Source organism: Microbacterium sp. NRRL B-14842 (assembly GCF_050470785.1).
In genome coordinates, this window is the sequence record NZ_JBFLUM010000001.1 from 2,858,047 (window position 1) to 2,878,496 (window position 20,450).

The window sequence follows — 20,450 nt, forward strand, 5'->3', positions numbered from 1 at the left end:
TCTAGTTGCCGAACCTTGCGACCCCCTCAGACGTGCCGGTGCTCGAAACGTGCGGGACTGAGACGCGACTACTTCGCGAACATGTCGCCGCGAAGCTTCGACGCGGCGTGCAACCGAAGTAGCTCGATACTGAGGGCTGCGCTTGCCGGACTGCTCTGCGACAAGCTCTTCGCAGCAGCTGCAAGGGCGGGACGAGCGGCATCCCGCTCAAGAGCAATCAGCATGTCGACCGAGACTCCGAGCGAACGTCCCCGCCAGACAGCACCAGGCGTCTGCAGTTGCTCGACAAGGAGGAGGACCTCCGCCGTCGGGTTGGATGCCCGGGCGAGAGCGCGTGCGAGGATCGCCGCATCAGCGTGGATCGGTCCGGGTTCGGGTCTGATGTATTTCCGCCCCTCGGTCAAGGTCGTTCGTGCCTGCTTGGCGATATCTGACATACCGGCACTATTGTCGCTCAATGCGCGGGTGGCGAGGTTTGCAGGGTTCTCGCGGCTGAGCTCGTGCAGGGCTTCAAGCACGATGGCCTGCTCTCGCTCGCCTTGCTCCAACGCAGTCGCCAGAAGGTTCGCAACGCCGGCCGGCATGCCATCAGCGAGATCTGCGAATTGGTTCACAGCGGCGCTGAGGAGTTTGCGTCGTGTCGCCGGGAACTCGATCCCGAAGTTGTCGAGGTAGAGGTCGCCGGCGAGGCTCGCGCCGAGGGCTGTGATCGGCGACTCGGCGGCTTGAGTGTCGTATTGAACGACGATGTTGATGAGGTCATCGATGAGGTGCTCTCGACGCTTCAGCAGGCGGCCCGCCGCGAGCAGCCACGTGTTGCGCCAGTGACTTGATGGAACGAGTTCGCGCAGGTTCTGCAAGACGACCTGTTCGTCACCATCGGTGATCGCGCGAGCCGCCATGTATTCCTGCAGCGATCGCACCTCGAACTCATACTTCGATGTCTTCGGGGAGACGAGCATGACCAGTCGCTCCGTCGACAGTTTGAGGAGAGTCGTCGCGATCGACTCCGATTCACTCTCTTCGAACCCAGCCGCGCTCAGCCGGCGGCATAGGATACGGGAGATCTCGGCTTTCGTGAGGATAGCGTCCGAGTTACCTGGTCGCTCAGTTCTTGCTTGCAGCTTGAGCCCGGCCTGTTCGTGAAGATGGTCGATGTGTGGGCGCAGCGACTTCAGTTCCGTGAAGGCTTCACTTTTCGCCAGTTCACGGTCGTAGACGACGCGATAGTACCGGTCGAACAGCTCGAATCGATCCGTCGGAAGGTCGACTGCTTCTTCAGCGAGAGCAGTCATGATCGTCACCTGCAACGGTGTGGTCATCAGTCGTTGCGTCACTCGTCCATGGACGGCCGTGATGAGCCTTTGTGCAACCTGCTCGGCGAGGTCCGGATCGTCGACCGCCCGCAACGCGGTGAGTGCTTCCGAGTAGCTAATCGCTTCTGTCTCGGTGAGTTCAGACAGGATGATCTGCGTGCAGGGAAACGCATCGTCGAACTCCCGCCGGTATCCCTGTGGGCGTGTTGTGGCGACGAAGAGCACGTCCGCCTTCTCAGAGCTGAGCTCGCTCACTAGCGCTGTGACGGCCTCGATGAGCCGGCTGCGGATCTTCGCGTCAGGCACCTCGTCAAGGCCGTCGAGCACGAGGCATGACGGCCAGGTGCGCAACCAGTCCAGCAACGCCCCTGGGTCCGACTTCTTCCCCCGAATCAGGATGGAATCTGCAATGTAGGTGAGCAATGAAAACGTCGACGGGGAGGATGCGATTGCGGCCCCCGCCTTTGCCAGCTCGATCACGAACGGCCACCGACGTTTCTGCGGGTTCGGGATTCCCGCCTTTCTGAGCCGTGCGTCGAGGCCATCGAAGGCGAGCTGCGCCCTCTCGCCGTACTCCGCGACGTTTGTGTCAGCGAGGAAGGCGACACGATACGTGTGGGCGATCACTTGGGCGATCGTGCTCTTGCCCTGACCTGGGCCTCCAACGATGACCACCCCGCGAGGCCCCCGCCCTGAGACGGTCGACAAGTGGAGGTCTCCGATTTGCACCGTCTCGGCCGCGGTCATCAACCGCAGGTGGCCCTCCTCGCCCGCGCGCGCCTCCGCAGTGAACGGCAAATCGATAGCGATGTCCGCGAGCCTCACCTTCGACGCGTCGTTGTACCCCGCGTCGCCCGTTCGAACCCATTGCCTGTTGATGAGCTCGGCGACTGCATGCCCAGCAAGCCGGTCCACCTCGAGAGCTGTCTTTTCCGGGAGCAGTTCGGCGACTTGCGCAAGAAAGTCGCCGGTGACGATCTGCTCCAGGTATCGCTGTCGAATGGACGTGTGGGTGTCGAGCATGACGCGAATCTCGTCGTAGTCCCACACGTACCACCCACGCAGCCCCAAATCTTCCGCGTTGGCTGCAAGAAGCTGGTCGAACTGGTCGCGGCCGCCCGTGTCTTTGGTCCCCGTCAGCACAACGTTGGTGGAGAACAGCAGGTACTCCGGCGTCTTCTCGCCGACCCTCCTCTTTACGAGCCAACCACGCAGCTCGGAGCGGACCTCGTCAAGGAACCAACGCCAGTCAGCCGTCGTCGATACAGGCTTCTCGTTGTACTTCATTTGAATGACGCCGTAGCCATCCCACTTCGCGCCCGCCCCGACCGGGAAGTCGACGCGGCCGTCGAACGTGGCGTCGCGCTGCGCGTCGCGACCTGACCCAAACGGCCGGACACCATTGCCCAGCTCAGCCTTTGCAAGCGCTTGGAGCATGTGCTCGAACTGCTGCCAGCCCATTCGGTTGAGGTTGTAGTGGCCCACAGAGTCCCTCCGGGTCAACGTCGACGCCTATGAGGCGCATTAGAGACATTCTGTACCAGTGCTGCTGCCTATCCGGCTGAACCGGCGAGCGAACGCGTTCGACCGTACGGGGTTCTCCCGGCGACGAGAAACGATCCCAATCCGATCACCAGCGCGCACATTTGAGCCGAGTAGGGCGAGGCCTGAGCTCCGCCCGCCTGCCATTGAACCGATCGGATCCTCGACGTCAATGCCCAGGGAACCCTCCCCTTCCGGTGAAGGCTCATCTACGCTGTCGCACATGGATGAAACCGATGGCCAGCCACGGCCCCGCCCTTGGCAAGCACAGCCATCCACCGATGTGATCGCGGCGTTCACTGACGCCGTCGCTCGGTTGAACGCCGACGGGGACTTCATCGTTCGAGCGCTGACTGACCAGCTGCTCGCAGAGCGACCGATCGCGGACCAGGAAGAGCTGACGCCGCAGGAGATCAGCTATCTCACCCGGTCCAAGGCCTTCACGCCCGAGTCGTTCGAGAAGACATCGACTCGGGTTGCTCGCGGCGGTCTTCTGGCGAGCGAAGCGAGCACCCTTCTGACGGGCGTGCTTCAAACCATGTCCGCGTCCGCAGCCGCTGCCTTCTTGAGTATGGACGAGGACTCGCTCTTCGCCGCCGCCGATCGTGGCGAGTTGTACGCCGTCGATGTTGCCCACTCCAGACGGTTTCCGTCGTGGCAGTTCAGTCTCTCGTCGCCAGGAAAAATCCTGCCGCACCTGACCGAGATCATCGACATTGTGAAAGACAAAGGATGGGTGTCGGTATCGGCTCTCATGGCGACGCCCCAGTCGATCATGGTCACCGACGGGCACCAGAGCCCTGTGGAATGGTTCAGGCGCGGCGGCGACGCGGAGACCCTGGCTCGGATCATCGAGGCTCAGAAGTGGCGATAGAGCTCCTGCTGGGGACGTGAATTCGTGCGCGCCGCCGCTCTCGCATGTCACCTACGGCGTTTGGCCTCGAGCTGCGAGAAACTCCGTCGCCGTCTCAACCCGATACCGCTCGTCGACGTAGTTTGCCGGAGTGAGATTTCGGGTTACGAAGAGCGTGCTCAGGCGAAACTGCTCGCCTTCAGGCGGGTCCCCGAGTCCGAGGCGCGTCGCAATGCTCGCGACGTGGGGCGCTAGTTCGCTCTCCTTGCGGGCTAGCTGCGTGGCGTAGCAGGGCTTGGCCCCGCGGTCTCCTACCTGGTCCCGGAAGAAGGTGCGCAGTTGGCGTGCCGTCTCAGCGAATCCGTGCACCGACGCAGGATCCTTCGCCTCGATTAACCAGATGGTGCTATCGCCAGGGCGTCCGCACACGAGGTCAACTTCGGTCGTGAGAATCGGCACGCCGAGTCGCGCGTGGTCGTTGGGTTTCACGCGGGCGACCGTGGTGTAGCCGAGTTCCTCTAGCCGGTCTTGAAGGAATCTTTCGAACCGAATATTGCGGCGCGCACGGCGATCCGCAAGCGCGTTGCTGACAGGCTGGGGAACGTCTCCCGCCCAGGGAAGAACTCCTTGGAGGAGGTGGCGGTAGTAGACCTGGAAGGACGTCAGTAAGTACTGCGGGCTGATAATGAGTCGTCCGTCCGAGTCTTGCACCAGCGGTTGCACGAGGAGCCGGTGACGCCGTGTGCGCGTTTGCCAGGGTTTCCACTCCACGGCTTGCATCTGGACGGCCGTGCTGGTGAGCATCCGAATAGCGGCGTCAACACGCGTTCTCTGCGACTCATCCGCGTCCGGGCCCAGCGCGTCACAGACCCATGCTGTTGCCTCGGCCACGGTGACGTGCGCGGTCGTCCTGCTTGGCTCGAACGTTTCCCACTTTGCGAGGGTGGCGAGTGCGGCGAGCATGTCCTGCGACGTCGCTCCCCATGCCGGCTGGAACGCATCTTCGACGTCGTCTTCTTCGTTCGCCTGTTGCAGCGAGTCGTCGTCTTGAGTGCCGTGCAATCGGACGCTCGCAGCTGCACGGGTCAGTTCGTCGTTTCGCAGGCCCCACGCCGATGCGTCGGGATGCGGATCGTCGTCAACTGCCAGCTCGTACATCGGGCTGAGGTTGATGACTGCGGGCGCGACTTGGTGATACATCCGCTCACTCAGCGTGGTCGCGGTGAGGTACGCATCTGCGGCGGCAAGAAGACCGCTCCACTCCTGAGGAGTGATCGGCTTCACCGCCGCCGGATTGCCCAGGATGCGCAAGGCAGCCTCCACCACGATCTCGTTACACTGACGAAGCTGAAGTGTCTCCGCCGAGAGCTCGGCCGTGCGGGTGAGCGGATCCCATTCGGTCGCGAGATTCGCTGCGACTCGGGATAGATCGTCTTGCTGATGAATGGCACTGTCCATCACCCTCGCCAGCTGCTCCATCCCCGTGAGCACCACCTCGCTCACGTCGTGTCTCTTGATTCCTTCAGTCAGGGTCTCGAGAGCAAGGGGCGCAAGATGCTCGCGGATGAGTCGATTCGCGTCGTCCGCTCGGTACTCTCCCGGTTGAACGCCGGCGTCGTGGAGTCGTCGTCCCAAAGCCGCAACCATGCGGCTCTCATCAGAGGGTCGTAGACGCCACGGATCAGGCAGGTGATTGAGAGTGGTCCGGGCCTGCTTCATCTCCAAGATGAGAAAGGGTCTCGCTGTGCGCCACTGGTCGCGGAGCGCCGCTCCGGTGTCGATATCCATGCCGCCCGCGCGGAGCAGATCGAACACTGCATCCGCTGTTAGGAGATTCGCCGCGTGCGGATCTCCATTCGCCGAGTCTGCGAATCCCTCGACATCGATGCGCCACAAGAAGTTGACTGGTTCGTCGACGGCACGCGCGTGCGGGTCGAGATACGGCGTGACCACACCGGGCGGTTCACCCGAGACCGTTTCCGATGCGTGGAGGTAGAGGACGTATCCGGGCACATCGATCTCCTGGTGCGCGAAACGCCATCGATCACCAAGCGCAGCGAAGCCGTAGATTAGCCCGCCGCAGAAGTCGAAGAAGAACCGTCGGTGGTCGGCAGATGCTTCCTCCAGGCTCGCCCGTGCCACGGCAACGGGAGGTTCGGTGAGAGCGAGAGACCACCCGTCAACACTCGGCGCGATGTTGACACCGCGGGTGGCGTCGTACATGGGGTCACCTGCGATCATCGCGACGTTTGCGACGGGCCCCGGGGCGACTTCTGCCGCTCGGAGGTCTCGAATCGGGGGAAGCCCAACCCTGAGGAGCGCCACTTCGAGATCCGATAGCTCTACCGCTCGATCCCACTCGGCCTCGCCCGCGTGCGCTTCAAAGTAGACGGCATTGGGTACCACGCCACCCTTGAAAAAAGACTTGCCATTGGCTTTCCATGGCTCCCAGTAGTTGATCGCTTCCCATCCGAAACTCTCAGGGAAATCGGGAGCGCTCAGGTCCCGCGTGAATGCGTAGAGATCATCGTCGGACGTAGCCGTTTCCGCGATCCAGGTCAGGTCTTCGAGCGCGAGTTTTGCTTCGCCGACCGCCTGCGGCACAGCGATGTGACCGGGCGCAGCGAACACCGTCAACGGGATGACCTCCGCGCCCGGCCTGACGGTTCCTCGTCGCCCGCCCGCCATCCGCACCGGCACAGGGTCTGATTGCGACCTCACCTGTTTCGCCAGCTCCACTGAGCCGATGTATGGCGCCGGCGCGGCCCCCAGGTCGGGGACGTAGATGACTGAGACGGCGATGAAAGTGGACGGGTTCACCGGCACCAACCACTGAACGTCAATCCCGCGAAGCGGGGAATCGAGGCCTTCGCTGTTGGGAGGAGCTTCGATCAAGCTGTTGGAAAAGCGCCATAGGGACTGGCGAATCTGGTTCAGGCAAGAACTCCGGAGGGCTCGTCGTGCTTGCCCGTCCCGGTCGAGCGCAGACACCAGTTCTCGTACGGCATGGGCCATGATCTCTGGGATGAAAAGTGGCGGCACCCATCGATGTGCACCCGCCGAGTCAGCGAAGCGAAGGTACCTCCCGAACGGGCTGGAGAGACTCTCCGCGTCGAACGTGGCCCGACTTGCGGAGTTCGTCATCCATTCCAACGCCCTTTCATCAGCTTCACCGAGTTCGATGTGGTCGAGCGGGTTCAGGTTGAGGAGGGCCCGCGTCGCTTCGTACTCCGCGTCCGGCAGGGAGACCTCGTCGTTGAGCGCGAGGTCCGGGGCTGGTACCCATGCGTCTGCAAGGTGGCGGGCGCAGAAGTCGCCGTACTTCATCGCCACGTTCACCACGTTTGCGATGCCGAATTGAAATCGTCTGTGAAGCCGACCGTCTACCGCTTCCGCCATTCTGAGCGCACGCGTGAGGTCGGCGACCGGCCGTTCGGTGAGGCCAGGCACCGCGCGCAGCGGCTCAGAGCCGACCGCGAGGAAGACAGTTCGAGTCGGGTCGGTGGGGATGAAATCTTCACGCGCCGGGCCGATCCCATAGGTGGTAGCCGCTAGATCGGACAGTGCTTGGATCGAAGGCAGCGGCTGGTATTCGTCTGGCGCCGGAGCGGCGGAGGCTCGTAGCGCAGCCGCGAAGCTGCTCCCCAATGTCACCGACCGATGCCTGTTGCCGGGGGACGTGGCGGCGGCGAAAATCAGCGTCCAGAGCTCGTCCGGATCGTACGCTGAAAAGGCCAGTTCGAGTGCGTCGGGCTCCCGTCGCGCGGCGCTCACCGCCCGCGGTTGAGATCGAGACCGCTTGCTTCTCCGAGTTTTCTTGCTCTTTCCCACGCAAGCATTCAAGCGTAAGCCAACGACATCCGCACTGATTACTGAGCGTTGAAAGCGTTGCGCCGGGGAGGAAGGTGGCGAAGAGTTGGGGTGCCGCCTCGAACGCGCGGACGACAGGTCTCCTTCAACGCCGCTGCTCCCGGGCCAGGGAGCTCTTGACCGCTCTCACCTCGTCACCTCGCGGGGGTGCATACACGCAAAAGCGCGCGTAAGATATTGCGTGTACGCGCTAACCAGATGACGACACGAGGAGGCAAGATGGCCGTGAAGAAAAGTCGCACTCGTGCCGCCTCCGCTCGCGAGGCGACTGTGAACCGCGGCACAGTGACAGGTCGATTCCTCAACGGGAACCCGAAGCTCGTCGTGGCGACCAAGGCCCCCGCAAAGACCGACGTACAAGCCGGTGTCGAGCGCCTTGCGCAGGTGGCGAAGACGTCAAACGTCGACGTATCCGTGTTCAACGCACTCATCGACGAGCTCGCCGATGCCATGACCGACCGTCAATCGACCGAGCTGGGCCTCACAGAGCAGGAAGCCAACTTCCTGATCGAGTCTGGCGATTTCACTCCGGAGGAGCTCGCCGAGGCAGCCGCATTCGTCACCAGCGGTGGGATCGCCAAGCTCGAGCGCGAGACTCACGTGCGCGCCCTAACCAACACCTACACCGCATCCGAGGTCGCAGCGCTCCTCGGCATCGATGCCTCCAGTGTGCGTCACCGCCAGAGCAAGAACACCTTGTACGGCTTCCGGGCAGGAAGGATCCGCCTCTACCCTCGATGGCAGTTCATTTCCGGCGATAGGGTCTCGACGATCCCCCACCTCCCGCTGCTCGTCCGAGCGATCCCGTCCGACTGGGATCCGGCCGACGTCGAAGGCTTCATGACAACACCTCAAGACGACTTGCGGTCGAGCGATGAGTCTGTCGACCCCCAGGAATGGATGACGCCGATCGAGTGGCTGGCTGCCGCGAAGGATCCTGCACCCGTAGTGGACATCCTCGAAGACGCCGACATCACGTGAGCCCGTCGAACGCGAAAGTCCCCGCAACACCCCCGGCGCCGCTCACACTCGACGCGAGTGAGCACCTGAGATCATTCGATGGGATCCTCTGGCGGGTCTTCGCTACGAGAGGTGCTCACCCACAGGCGTGGGATGAGCTACGGCACTTCGGGCCGATCAGAACCATGCGCTTTGACCCGCATCCCGAGCCGCAGCAGCACCATGCCGATTATGGCGTGACGTACGCAGCTGCCGGATCTACAACAGCTCTCGGCGAGGTGTTTCAGAAGGGCCGACTAATCAATCGGCGCGTTCGTGGAAACACCCTCGCGGCTTGGCGGCCGACGCGTGAGCTTCGGTTACTGGATCTCACCAGCAACTGGCCCGTGATCAACGGGACGACCTCTTCGATCCAGATGGGGCCTAAGCGATACACGCGGAACTGGGCGAATGCGATCCATGACCAGCTTGGGTCGAGCATCGACGGGCTCTACCATGTGTCATCGATCGACTTCGGCCCGATGGTGACGCTGTTCTCGTCCGCCGAGGGCTCGTTCCCGCCGCTGCCGTTGGTGCACACCCGACTGGACTCATCCAGTGCGAACGTGTACCTCGCGAAAGCCGTGAAAAGGCTCGGCTACCGCGTTAAGAAATAGAACCGCCCCAGGACGGCAGTCCGCGATTCTCGGATTATCAGATGACGCTCGATCCACCCGTACTCTCAGTGCTATGCCAAAGCGTTCCACATTGCAGACTCTCGGCGGTGCTGTCGAAGGATTCCGGGACTTCGCGGCGGCGATCAAGAGTGGAGTGCCCACGGTTCGAAAGGGGTCAATGGCGGAGGAAGATCAAGCCCTCGCAGGAAACATCGTCATCCCTCATGCCATAGTCTCCGGGCTCGTCCTCACCGCTGCGGACCACGTATCCGCCTGGGCGGAGCTTGCCGCTAGCCCCGAGGAGAACGTGTTGCTCCTTCATATGCAGGCTGACTACACCTTGTTCCGTCCTGTCTTGGAGGGGCTTGCGGAGCTCATCTGGATCCTGGACGGCACCGATTCCTCGAGTCCGCAGGGCGCTCGAGATCGCCCGCATCGAGTACAGGCACGGGCTGAAGCTGACGAACGCTCTGCGCAAAGCTCAAACACCAGATGACAGAACGGAACAAGGAATAGCCGCGCTGGGGCGTTTCCTTAGGACCACCGCGACCAACCTCGGGTCCGATCCAGAGGACGTTCTCAGTGCGCCATTGATCGATCCCTCCTCGATCACAAGGAAGATTGCGAGTCGCGTTCCAGGCCCCACGTTGCGGACCTTCAACTATTGGGCGATAACTTCGGCCCACGCGCACGGGCAGTTCATCACCACTCTGCGCCACGCGATCGAGACGCGCCCATCTACACCTCAGATGGGCAGGACTCTGTACGAACCAGACGAGGAGTTGATCGCAGACCTCATCGAGTTCATTGGGACGCTGCTCGAGATCGCAATCAACCTCCTTAACGAACAGGGTTACGAACTTCGACGCTAGAGCTGTCCTGCTTGGCCGATCGGGGAGCGCTGGGTCGCCGAGATGCGCGCCATGGGGATTCAGAGCTCCCTGAGGCGAGATGTCCGACCCCATCCGTATGATCGAATCAGCCCCTTCGTGAGGCGGTTCGGTGAGGGAGTGGGCTTCGCGCTTTACATCGGACTTAGTCCGATTTCATCGCGATTCTGACATTTCCTGTCGGCGATCCCCGCTCGGCTACGGTGGGCGGATCGTCTTGCACCGAATCAAGAAGGCAGAGCATGAACACAGTGCGGCACCCCGGAAGGTCGTTCTTCGGCCTCCCCGGAACCTTCTTCGTGTTCCTGAGCACGATCGCCGTGTCGAACCTCGGCGACGCCTTCCGGGTCATGTCGTTGAATCTCTGGTTCTACGAGGAGACTCCGGACAAGGAGCTCACCCGCGTCCTTCTCCTGTTGGCAGGAGTCATCCCCGGGATGCTCTTCGCTCCGATCGCCGGAGCGATCGCCGATCGCTTCGACCTTCGGAAGACGTTCATTGCCACCATGCTCATCCGCGGCGCTCTCAGCGTGGCGCTCGCTGTCGTCGCATGGTTGGTTGCTCCAGGCGTGCTCGCCTATGTGCTCGTCTTCAGCGCAGCGACGGCGAGCGTCTTCTTCGCCTCGTCGGCGTTCGTCTTCGTGCCCCGCCTGGTTCGGCGCGGGATGATCCCCCGCGCGAACAGCATCATCCAGGCGGTGAGCTGGGCCCTCGCCTCCGTCGGTCCGGCGTTGGCGGCGCTTGCCTTCGCCGCCTACGGCCCGTCGGTCGCCTTCCTCCTGGACGCGGTGTCTTTCCTCATCTCGGCCGCGCTCCTGCAGGTCCTGATCCGCCCCGAGCCCACGAGTGGAGAGAAGACGCCTCTCCGCGTCAGCATCCGCACCGGCCTGGGGGAAGCCACCGACTCGATCCGCGGCATTCCCGAAGCTGTCGGCATCCTGGCGCGCAACCGACTCGCGCTCGGCATGCTGGTCGCTTCCTACGGCGTGACGTTCACTGCGGGCGTCAACTCCTTCGGTCTCATCTTCCTGCTCGACGACGAACTCGGCCTCCCCGTCGAGACCCTGGGAATCGTGCTGTCGTGGAACGGACTGATTGCGGTCGTCGCTGCTTTGCTCGTGGGGATCTTCGTGAAGTGGGTGAAGGTCAAACCATTGTTCCTTGTCTGCCTCGCCTTCTTCGTGGTCGCGCAGTTCGTGATGGGCATGGCACCCAACATCGGAGTCCTCCTCGTCGGCGTGGGTATCAGCGCGCTCGTCAACGCGCCCTACAACGTCGCCGTCACCTCGCTCTTTCAGACGAGCGTCGAGGACGAACACCTGGGGCGAATCGGCGGGCTCGACGAGATGGCCGAGAACGTCATCCAGATCCTTGTCTTCCTCTCCGCCGGCATCATCGTGGCGGTGGCCGGCCCCCGGCTTGCCCTGGTCGGTGCCGGGGTGGTCGCTCTCGTCCTGCTGTGCCTGGGTGCCACGCTCATGCGTGGCCTTCAGCCGTGCGAGGGTGTCGATGACCCCGAGGACTCGGACGACGCGGCACCGGAGCACAGCGATCCCGCAGCCGAGGAGCAGCCTCGCCCTGCGTCATGAGCTCGGATCTCTCCGCGGCACTCACGCCGCACGGCCGCCCGGCACCCACCCGGTCGCTCGCGCCCAGGCCTCCATCTCCCCCTGCGCCCGGTCGAACCAGTGGTCCTTCGCCCGCGCGTAGCCGTCGAAGTCACAGTCGCCCCGGTGCGCGGAGGCCAGAGCGGTCTTGAGCGCCGCGTACTCGTCGCGCGCCTCCGGGTCCGCCCGCAGCCAGTCTCGGAACAGGAGGGCGTATCGCCAGTTCGACGCCCCGACGCGTCGCACGTGCACGATCGCCCGGGCCCTGGCGTCCACGCTCGCGAACAGGCGTTTCGACCACTCGTCCGGATCGCCGCCCGTCCGCGCGTTGTCCCGGGAGACGCCCGGCGCGTCCGGCACGATGCGCTGCACGTTCACGAAGCCGGCGTCCCCGAGGCGCTGCTCCGCGGCATCCGCGTCCGCGAGGTCGCGCACCCCCACCTGGAGGTCGATGATCGGCTTGGCGCGCAGCCCGGGCACGGCCGTCGAGCCGATGTGATCGACGCGCACCAGGACACCGTCGAATGCCGCGGCGATCCGAGCGCCGAGGCGGGCCGCATCCGCCGCCCAGCGCGGCGACCAGGACTCGAGGATCGGCGGCGTGTCCGGAGGGAGTCGCCGAGCCCTCCGGCGCTCCTCGACCTCCGCCGCTCGGGCGAAGAAGCGGGACAGGCCGTCCTCGTCGCCCTCCGCGATAACCGCGTCGCACCACGCGCCGGCGGACACTTCGCCGATGCCGAGCACGAGATGCGCCGTCGCGGAGGCGTGCGCCACGGTGGCCGCATCGACGGGCCCGAGACCCGTCACGACCGCATCCGGCCGCGCCGCACGCAGACGGCGCACGACCACGCCGTCATCCTCCCCGACGACGACCAGGGCGAGGGGCGAGAACGCGTCCGCCCCCGGAGAGCCTTCGGACTCATCTGCGAGCGGATCCACTGGTCGCCTCCTCCGGATTCGTCCCGCCGGAGTCGGCACTCCCGCGGCAGACGGTCCCCACAGCGTAGCCAGGCGGCCGAGCATTTCCATTCACATGAATCCACACCGGTATTCCGGGCGTAGGCTGGAGGGAAGGACGGACCGTCCGAGAAGATCTCCCGGCACCGCGCCCGCCCGGGAAGGAGCCCGAAAGTGGCTCAGTACGACGTCTCGAACCGCTCGGCGATCGTGACAGGAGCGGGCAGCGGCATCGGCCGCTCGGTCGCCCTGCTGCTGGCGCAGAACGGCGCGGCGGTGGTCGTGAACGATCTGAACGCGGAGAACGCGAACGCGGTCGTCGAGGAGATCCGCGCCGCCGGAGGCACCGCGGAGGCGTCGGTCGGCGACGCGACGGACCCGGCCTGGATCGCCTCGTCGGTCGAGCTCGCCAACTCGCTCGCCCCGCTCCGCATCGGCGTCAACAACGCCGGCATCGGCGGCGCCACCGCGCCCACCGCGGACTATGAGGAAGACGCGTGGGACAAGGTGATCGCCATCAACCTCAACGCGGTCTTCCGCAACATGAAGGCGCAGATCCCGTCGATCCTCGCCAACGGCGGCGGCTCGGTCGTGAACATCGCCTCGATCCTCGGCAGCGTCGGCTTCGCAGGCTCCCCCGCCTACGTCACCGCCAAGCACGGCGTCGTCGGAATGACGAAGACCGCCGCTCTGGAGTACTCGGCGCAGGGCGTCCGCGTGAACTCGGTCGGCCCCGGCTTCATCGACACCCCGCTCCTGGCGAACATGGGCGACGAGGCGAAGGACTTCCTCGTGTCGAAGCACCCGATCGGTCGCCTCGGCCAGGCGGACGAGGTGGCGAACCTCGTGGTGTTCCTCGCGAGCGACGCGGCCAGCTTCATCACCGGCAGCTACCACCTGGTCGACGGCGGCTACACCGCCCTCTGACGAAGAAACGGCATCCGGCTGCCGGGAACCCGAATCCCGGCGGCCGGATGCCGCGGTCGGCGATCCAGAGCCCCCGCTCCGTTCTCGCCGTAGCCGTCACCGTCCGGGAATCCGAGAGCCCTTGAAGAGGATCCCGAGGCGATGAGGCAGGTTGTGCACCCCTCCGTTATCAGGCGGACATCGCGTGCAGTTCGCGCGACATCGCATCGAGCGAGAGCTCGGGGTCGGTGAGGTCGAGTCCGCCGGTCGAGCCCGCGGCCTGCATGAGGCGGGCCAACAGCGGCCGCTGGAGCGTGACCGACGTCTCGACGACGAAGCGGATCGGAATGGACGCGTGGATCCACAGCGTCTCGGTGCGGTCGGCGCCGGTCTGCACCGTGAGCGCGAACGGCTCGTTGCGCCGCAGCTTGGTCACGGTGGCGGCGCGAAGGTGGGCGAGCAGCTCGTCGTCGATCTCGATCGGGTCGGCGAGGTTCGCGTAGGTGAGGGTTCCCATGTTCTTCTCCTCGTGGCAGAAAACCTGGACGAGGATAGTTTACTAGTTTAACTAGTTAAATCAAATCCATCAGGGAAGGTCGCCGAGCTCGTCGGTGAGTCGACGCAGGAAGCGGGAGATCACCGCGGCCTCCTCCGGGGAGAACTCCTCCTCCAGGGCGGCGACCCGCTGGGTGAGCTCATCCCCGTGACCGTGCAGATCACGGAGCGAAGGACGGAGAACTTTGGACCGGGCATCCAGGGGGTGCGGGGCGACGACGATCTGCCCCCGCTCGGACATCCGTCGCACGACACTCGTGACGGCGGCGGTGCTGATGCCGAGGTACGTGGCGAGATCGCGGGGAGTGACCGGCTTCTCGACGGGCGCCGTGCTGATGAAGTGCATCGCCGCGCGGTCGGTATCGTTGGGCTCGCGGCGGGCGGCGAGACGGCGGTTCAACTGCGCGTCGGCGCGACGGAAATCGTCGACATCGCGCGCGAGCGCCGAGGTCGTGACGTCGGTACTGATGTTCCCCATGCAGAGATCCTCCTTCCCCGCTTCCCATGGTACCTCGACTGACTGACAGTAAGGCTGACTAGCGATATTCGGGGGCGACCAGGACTTCCGGAGATGCGAAGATGGAAGTCTGCCCCCGAAAGGATGCCATGCCGGAGCGACTGAGTATCGAGGAGGCGTCGTACATCCGCTACGCCGATCTGCTCGCCCGTCTGGAGGAACTCTTCCCCTCCGTCTCGCGACGCCGGATCGAGCAGATCATCAGCGCCGAGACCGACGCGATCACGGGCGGGCTCCTGCGCATCGTCCCCGCAGAGGTCGAGACCGGCGCGATGGAGATGCTCGAGCGGGAGGCCGGTTCCAGCGACGAAGGAGAGGTCGCGTGACCGACAGCACCGGCGAGTTCCACGCCTCCGGGTACTGGTACCCCGACAGCGAGCGCGCCACCACGGTCGATGTGCTCAACATGCTGCGGCGCTACCGCAGCGCCGAGACGGCGATGCGCGCCCGCACGCGCGCGTCCATGGGGATGAACGAGACCGACCTCGTCGCCCTCCGGTTCCTGCTGCGCGAGCAGAAGGCGGGACGCATCGTGCGCCCGATCGACCTGGCCCGCACGCTGGACATCTCCACGGCGTCGACGACCACACTCATCGACCGGCTGGAGAAGGGCGGGCACGCGCGCCGCGAACCCCACCCCACCGACCGTCGCGCCGGCATCGTCGTGCCGACCGTGAGCAGCGACGACGAGGTGCGGGCGACGCTCGGGGCGATGCACCGCCGGATGCTCTCCCTCGTGGACGACCTCTCCGACGACGAGCGCGTGGTCGTGATGCGGTTCCTCGTCGGGATGACCGCCGCGATCCAGGAGGCCGCCGAGGCGGACGCCGTGCACAGCGGCGCCGACCTCGTGGACGAGCCGGCCTAGTCCGACGCGTTCCGCGGGCGCCGCTTGTCCAGGAAGCCTGCGAGCAGCACCGCCACGAGCGCCGCGACCGGCGCCACCACGAGCCCTGCGCGAAGGCTCTGCGTCTCCGCCAGCCATCCGACGAACGGCGGCGACAGCAGGAAGCCGAGCCGGAGCAGCCAGGACACCACGGTGAGCCCGACACCGGGCCGCAGCCCCGGGAGCTCATCGGCGGCATGCATCGCGGCGGGGATGAGGGTGGCGATGCCGAAGCCGACAGCCGCGAACCCGAGGATCGTGCCGGGCACGCTCGGGAACAGCAGAGCGAGGGTCATCCCGAGGGCGGCGATGAGGCCGCCGACCCGCGCCACCCAGCGCTGTCCGAAGCGGTCGGTCATCGGATCGCCGAGCAGACGCCCGACGAACTGCGCGCCGACGAGAGCGATGAACCCGAGCGGCGCGACCGCGGCTGCCGCCCCCAGGGAGTCGCCGAGGTAGAGCGTGGCCCACGAGTTGCCGGCGTCTTCGGCGATGGCGCCGGCCATCGCGATGAGGGTCAGGGCGATCACGGCCACCACCGTCCGCGCCGGGATGCCGCGACGGACAGCGCCGGAGATCTCCACCGGTTCCGCCACGGCGTCCTCCTCCGTCTCGTCGTCGCGGCCCGGAAGGCAGAAGCGGAGGGCGACGAGGGCGACCGTGGCGAACACCGCGGTCGAGATCCCCAGGTGGACGGCGAGCGGGAGCTGCAGCGCGATCGCGCCCGCCGCCATCACTCCGCCGAGCACCGCGCCGATGGACCAGATGGCGTGGAAGGAGTTGATGATGGAGCGCCCGTACCGCCGTTGCACGCGCAGGCCGTGGACGTTCTGCGCGACATCGGTGATGGCGTCGGAGGCACCGCCGACGAAGAGCGCGATCGCGAAGAGGACGCCGGTCGGGGACAGCGCCGCCGACAGCAGACCGAGGCTCGTGAGGACGGTGCCGATGACCGCGATGCGCGCCGACCCGAAGCGACGGATCAGCGTGGCCGCCAGGAGTCCGGCCGCGATCGCGCCGGCGGGGAAGGCGGCGAGAGCGAGACCGTAGCCGAGGTTGTCGAGGCCGAGGGCGGCCTTGATCTCGGGGTACCGCGGCAGGATGTTCGCGAACAGGGCGCCGTTCGTGAGGAACAGCGCCGAGACGGCGATGCGCGCCCGACGGGTGGCGACGTTCGCGGGTGCTCGTCGAATCGATTCGATTGAAGTCACGGATACGACCGTACCGTGTCTCCGGGGTGCTCGCGAGCGTGTCGTCACGGCGCGATGCTGGGGGCGCAAGCCCGTTCCGCGTGTCGGCCCCGGGATCTACGCTCGGAGCATGAGCGAGCTCACCCAGCCCACCGGTCGCGAGGACGCCCTGCGGGCGATCCCGCGCGGCGACGGCTCCGCGCCGCGCGCGCTCGTGCTCGGCGCCACCGGCTACATCGGCGGCCGCCTGACACCGCGCCTGCTGAACGCCGGCTACCGGGTCCGGGTCCTCGCGCGCGATGCCGCTCGTGCCGCCTCCTTCGGCTGGGGCGAGGAGTGCGAGATCTTCGAGGGGTCCGCCGACGACGAGCACGCCGTGGCCTCCGCGATGGACGACGTCGACGTCGCGTACTACCTCATCCACTCCATGTCGGCCGGCACGGGCTTCGAGGAGAGCGACGAGCGCGCGGCGACCACCGTCGCCACGGCGGCTGCCCGAGCCGGGGTCCGGCGGATCGTCTACCTCGGCGGCCTGCACCCGGACGACGTGAAGCTCTCCCCGCACCTCCGCTCCCGGGTCCACGTCGGGGAGATCTTCCTGGAGTCCGGGGTGCCCACCCTCGTCCTGCAGGCGGGCGTGGTGATCGGCTCCGGCTCGGCGTCCTTCGAGATGATCCGGCACCTCACCGACGTGCTGCCGTACATGCCGGCGCCGAAGTGGGTGCGCAACCGGATCCAGCCGATCGCCGTCCGCGACGTGCTGCACTATCTACTCGGCGCGGCGCGGGTCGACGCGGGTGTCAATCGCGCCGTCGACATCGGCGGACCGGATGTGCTGCGCTACGGCCAGATGATGAACGGGTACGCGGTGGAGGCCGGACTGCGGCAGCGCGCCATCGCGGCCCTCCCGGTGCTGACGCCGGAGCTCGCGTCGCACTGGGTGAACCTCGTCACGCCGGTGCCGCGCTCCATCGCCCGGCCCCTGGTGGCCTCGCTGCAGAACGAGTGCATCATGAAGGATCATGCCGTCGACGCACTCATCCCGCGGCCCGAGGGCGGCCTCACGCCGTATCGCCGGTCTGTGGCGCTGGCCCTCGGCCGGGTGGACGCGGACGCCGTGGAGACGAGCTGGCAGGACGCCGAGGTGTCCGGAGCGCCGAGCGACCCGCTGCCGAGCGACCCCGACTGGGCGGGACGGACCGTCTTCACGGATAAGCGGTCGGTCGCGACGCGCGCATCCGTCGCGGAGCTGTGGCGCGTCATCCTCGGGATCGGCGGGGAGAACGGGTGGTACTCGTCGCCGCTGCTCTGGGCGGTGCGGGGGCTCATGGACCGCGTGGTCGGCGGCGTGGGCCTCAGCCGCGGACGCCGCAGCCGTACCGCCGCCCGGGTCGGGGATGCGATCGACTTCTGGCGCGTGGAGGCGGTGGAGCAGACCGAGGAAGGCCATCTGCTGCGGCTCCGCGCGGAGATGAAGGTGCCGGGCGAGGCCTGGCTCGAACTGCGCGCGGTGCCCGACGGCGAGGGCGCCCGCTACGAACAGCGCGCCGTGTTCTTCCCCCGCGGCCTCCTCGGCCGGCTGTACTGGCTCGCCGTGCTGCCCTTCCACGGACTCATCTTCTCCGGCATGGCCGCACGGATCACCGCGGCCGCCGAGTCAGGCGATCACGCCGGTTCAGGCGCCTTCCGTGCGGAAGTGCCTGACCCGGCGTGAGCGCCTGAGCTCCCGCGCTCAGTCCTTGTCGGCGGGGGCGTCCATCGCGGCCTCGACGGCGGCGTCCACCTCGGCCGGCGGGATGATGTCGATCGCCTCGGTCGCCGCTTCGTAGACCTCGGCGAGCGTGTCGTCGACGGTGTCCTCGTCGATCCAGGCGAGGTCGTCCTCCGAGTGGTCGTACTCGACGGGCACGAGGGCGAAGTCGTCGCCGTACTCCTCGAGCCCGGCCATGACGCTGTGCCGGACGGCGGCGCGAGCATACCGGTCGCGCAGGATCAGCGGATCGCGCCGCAGATCCTTCATGAACGCGATCATCATGAAGGCCATGATGATCGCGAACGGCAGAGCCGCGATGATCGTCGCGTTCTGCAGCGACTGCAGTCCGCTGCCCTCGGCCCCGCTGACCAGCAGCACGGCGGCGATCACCCCCACGAGCACACCCCAGACGACGGCGACCCAGCGCGACGGCTCCGGGCGGCCCTGCTGCGACAGCGTGCCCATGACGAGCGAGGCGGAGTCGGCGCCGGTGATGAAGAAGATCGCGATGAGGATGATCAGCACGATGCTGGTGATGAGCGGGAACGGGAGGTTCCCCAGCACCCCGAACAGCACTTCCTCCGGCGGGTCGACCACGAGGCCCGCGCCGTCCATCTGCTGCTGGATGGCCGTGGTGCCGAAGATCGCGAACCACACGAGTGAGATGGCGGACGGCACCACGATGACGACGGACACGAACTGGCGCAGCGTGCGGCCGCGCGAGATCTTCGCGATGAACATCCCGACGAAGGGCGACCACGAGATCCACCACGCCCAGTAGAAGATCGTCCAGCTCGACAGGAAGGCCTGCGCGGCCTCACCCTGCGAGGCGGAGCGGCCGATCATGGTCGGCAGGTCACCGAGGAACTGGACCGCGACCGACGGGATGACATTGAGGATCAGCAGCGTCGGACCGACGAAGAAGACGAAGAACGCCAGCAGGATGGCGACGACGGCGTTGATGTTCGACAGCGCGCGGATGCCCTTGGAGACGCCCGACACGGCGGAGGCGATGAAGCACGCCGTGAGCACGGCGATGACCGCGATGAGGATGCCGTTGCCGAGGGGTCCGGCTCCGCTGATGATCTCGACGCCGTGGCCGATCTGCAGCGCCCCGAGGCCGAGCGAGGCGGCCGTGCCGAACAGCGTCACGATGATGGAGAAGATGTCGATCGTGCGGCCGACCGGACCCGTCGTGCGGTTCTCGCCCAGCAGCGGGGCGAAGATCGACGAGATCAGCGGCGTACGACCGCGGCGGTAGGCGCCGTAGGCGATGGCTCCACCGACGAGCGCGTAGAACGCCCAGGCCTGCGGGCCCCAGTGGTACAGCACCTGGGTCTGCGCGGTGTGCATGGCCTCGAGGGTGTTCGCCTCGACGGTGCCGGGCGGCGGGTTCTCGAAGAACGTCAGCGGCTCGGCGGCGCCCCAGAACACCAGGCCGATGCCCATGCCCGCCGCGAAGAGCATCGAGATCCACGAGAACATCGAGAACTCGGGCTCCTCGTCGTCGCGGCCGAGGGGGATGCGCCCGTACTTGCTGAACCCGACGAACAGCATGAAGACGAGGATGATCGTGGCGATCGTCGTGAAGAAGAAGCCGAAGTACTCGACCACCCAGGCCAGCACCGTGCTGGTCGTGCCGGCGAGGTTGTCCCCCGCGAACACGCCCCAGGCGATGAAGGCGAGGGCGAACGCGGCGGCGACGCCGAAGACCAGCGGGTCCGTGCGGTAGGTGCGCCCCGTCTCCTCGACCGAGACCCCGGGGACGAGCGCCGGGTGCACGCTGCGCGGCGGGACCGTCGTGATGTCGCGGACGATCTTGCGCGCGGTCTCGGAGGCCTTCGCGGCCTGGCGGTGCGTCCCGGTCACGACGGCGTCGGTGCGCGGACGGGTCGATCCTGCGGAGCGTTCGGTGGGCTTCTCGTCAGGCGTGTCCATGAGAGACCATCTTTCCACCTGCGCGGGCTCAGGCGAACGCGGGAGATCAGGCGC

General features: G+C 66.1%; 15 protein-coding genes. 8 read left to right on the top strand and 7 right to left on the bottom strand.

The annotated features are described in order from the left end of the window. Positions 1–68: 68 nt before the first annotated feature. Positions 69–2,801 (bottom strand): NACHT domain-containing protein, encoded by a 2,733-nt coding sequence (locus AB1285_RS14000; RefSeq protein ID WP_429977479.1) that lies wholly within the window; start codon positions 2,799–2,801, stop codon positions 69–71. Positions 2,802–3,081: 280 nt separating this feature from the next. On the opposite strand from AB1285_RS14000, the gene AB1285_RS14005 reads away from it, so the two are divergent. Next, the gene (locus AB1285_RS14005; RefSeq protein ID WP_151460108.1) at positions 3,082–3,732 is read left to right on the top strand and encodes a hypothetical protein; all 651 of its coding nucleotides are present in this window, start codon (positions 3,082–3,084) and stop codon (positions 3,730–3,732) included. A 51-nt stretch (positions 3,733–3,783) separates the two neighbouring features. Here AB1285_RS14005 and AB1285_RS14010 read toward each other — a convergent pair whose 3' ends face one another. After that, complete coding sequence (locus AB1285_RS14010; RefSeq protein WP_151460109.1) at positions 3,784–7,542, bottom strand: hypothetical protein; 3,759 nt, start codon at positions 7,540–7,542, stop codon at positions 3,784–3,786. Positions 7,543–7,800: 258 nt separating this feature from the next. Between AB1285_RS14010 and AB1285_RS14015 the strand changes: the two genes are divergently transcribed. The 3 genes from AB1285_RS14015 (at position 7,801) to AB1285_RS14025 (ending at position 11,676) form a co-directional block, all read left to right on the top strand. Then, positions 7,801–8,562, top strand: coding sequence for a hypothetical protein (locus tag AB1285_RS14015; RefSeq protein WP_017201976.1), 762 nt, complete (start codon positions 7,801–7,803; stop codon positions 8,560–8,562). Beyond that, the gene (locus AB1285_RS14020) at positions 8,478–9,197 is read left to right on the top strand and encodes an RES domain-containing protein (protein ID WP_083512992.1); all 720 of its coding nucleotides are present in this window, start codon (positions 8,478–8,480) and stop codon (positions 9,195–9,197) included. The genes AB1285_RS14015 and AB1285_RS14020 overlap by 85 nt, the downstream gene beginning before the upstream one ends. Before the next feature lie 1,132 nt (positions 9,198–10,329). Further along, positions 10,330–11,676 carry an MFS transporter gene (locus tag AB1285_RS14025; protein WP_370428079.1) on the top strand — a complete coding sequence of 449 codons (1,347 nt, stop codon included), beginning with the start codon at positions 10,330–10,332 and terminating at the stop codon, positions 11,674–11,676. 21 nt (positions 11,677–11,697) lie between these two features. On the opposite strand, the gene AB1285_RS14030 is transcribed toward AB1285_RS14025, so the two are convergent. After that, positions 11,698–12,633, bottom strand: a complete 936-nt coding sequence (locus tag AB1285_RS14030) for a GrpB family protein (RefSeq protein WP_370428080.1) — start codon at positions 12,631–12,633, stop codon at positions 11,698–11,700. A 192-nt stretch (positions 12,634–12,825) separates the two neighbouring features. Between AB1285_RS14030 and AB1285_RS14035 the strand changes: the two genes are divergently transcribed. Next, positions 12,826–13,578, top strand: coding sequence for an SDR family NAD(P)-dependent oxidoreductase (locus tag AB1285_RS14035; protein ID WP_187663008.1), 753 nt, complete (start codon positions 12,826–12,828; stop codon positions 13,576–13,578). 169 nt (positions 13,579–13,747) lie between these two features. Here the strand turns inward: AB1285_RS14035 and AB1285_RS14040 are convergent, their stop codons facing one another. Further along, positions 13,748–14,074 carry a hypothetical protein gene (locus AB1285_RS14040; protein ID WP_187663007.1) on the bottom strand — a complete coding sequence of 109 codons (327 nt, stop codon included), beginning with the start codon at positions 14,072–14,074 and terminating at the stop codon, positions 13,748–13,750. 69 nt (positions 14,075–14,143) lie between these two features. After that, a complete protein-coding gene (locus AB1285_RS14045; protein ID WP_187663006.1) occupies positions 14,144–14,590 on the bottom strand; it encodes a MarR family winged helix-turn-helix transcriptional regulator in 447 nt (148 codons plus the stop codon). Between the two features lie 128 nt (positions 14,591–14,718). On the opposite strand from AB1285_RS14045, the gene AB1285_RS14050 reads away from it, so the two are divergent. After that, positions 14,719–14,955 carry a hypothetical protein gene (locus AB1285_RS14050; RefSeq protein ID WP_370428081.1) on the top strand — a complete coding sequence of 79 codons (237 nt, stop codon included), beginning with the start codon at positions 14,719–14,721 and terminating at the stop codon, positions 14,953–14,955. Continuing rightward, positions 14,952–15,497, top strand: a complete 546-nt coding sequence (locus tag AB1285_RS14055; RefSeq protein WP_232089158.1) for a MarR family winged helix-turn-helix transcriptional regulator — start codon at positions 14,952–14,954, stop codon at positions 15,495–15,497. The genes AB1285_RS14050 and AB1285_RS14055 overlap by 4 nt, the downstream gene beginning before the upstream one ends. Here AB1285_RS14055 and AB1285_RS14060 read toward each other — a convergent pair. Beyond that, positions 15,494–16,717 carry an MFS transporter gene (locus AB1285_RS14060; RefSeq protein ID WP_370428277.1) on the bottom strand — a complete coding sequence of 408 codons (1,224 nt, stop codon included), beginning with the start codon at positions 16,715–16,717 and terminating at the stop codon, positions 15,494–15,496. The two genes, AB1285_RS14055 and AB1285_RS14060, sit on opposite strands and share 4 nt — an antisense overlap. A 118-nt stretch (positions 16,718–16,835) precedes the next feature. Between AB1285_RS14060 and AB1285_RS14065 the strand changes: the two genes are divergently transcribed. Continuing rightward, positions 16,836–18,419 carry an SDR family oxidoreductase gene (locus AB1285_RS14065; protein WP_370428082.1) on the top strand — a complete coding sequence of 528 codons (1,584 nt, stop codon included), beginning with the start codon at positions 16,836–16,838 and terminating at the stop codon, positions 18,417–18,419. A gap of 18 nt (positions 18,420–18,437) precedes the next feature. On the opposite strand, the gene AB1285_RS14070 is transcribed toward AB1285_RS14065, so the two are convergent. Next, a complete protein-coding gene (locus AB1285_RS14070; protein ID WP_370428083.1) occupies positions 18,438–20,396 on the bottom strand; it encodes a BCCT family transporter in 1,959 nt (652 codons plus the stop codon). Positions 20,397–20,450: the final 54 nt, after the last annotated feature.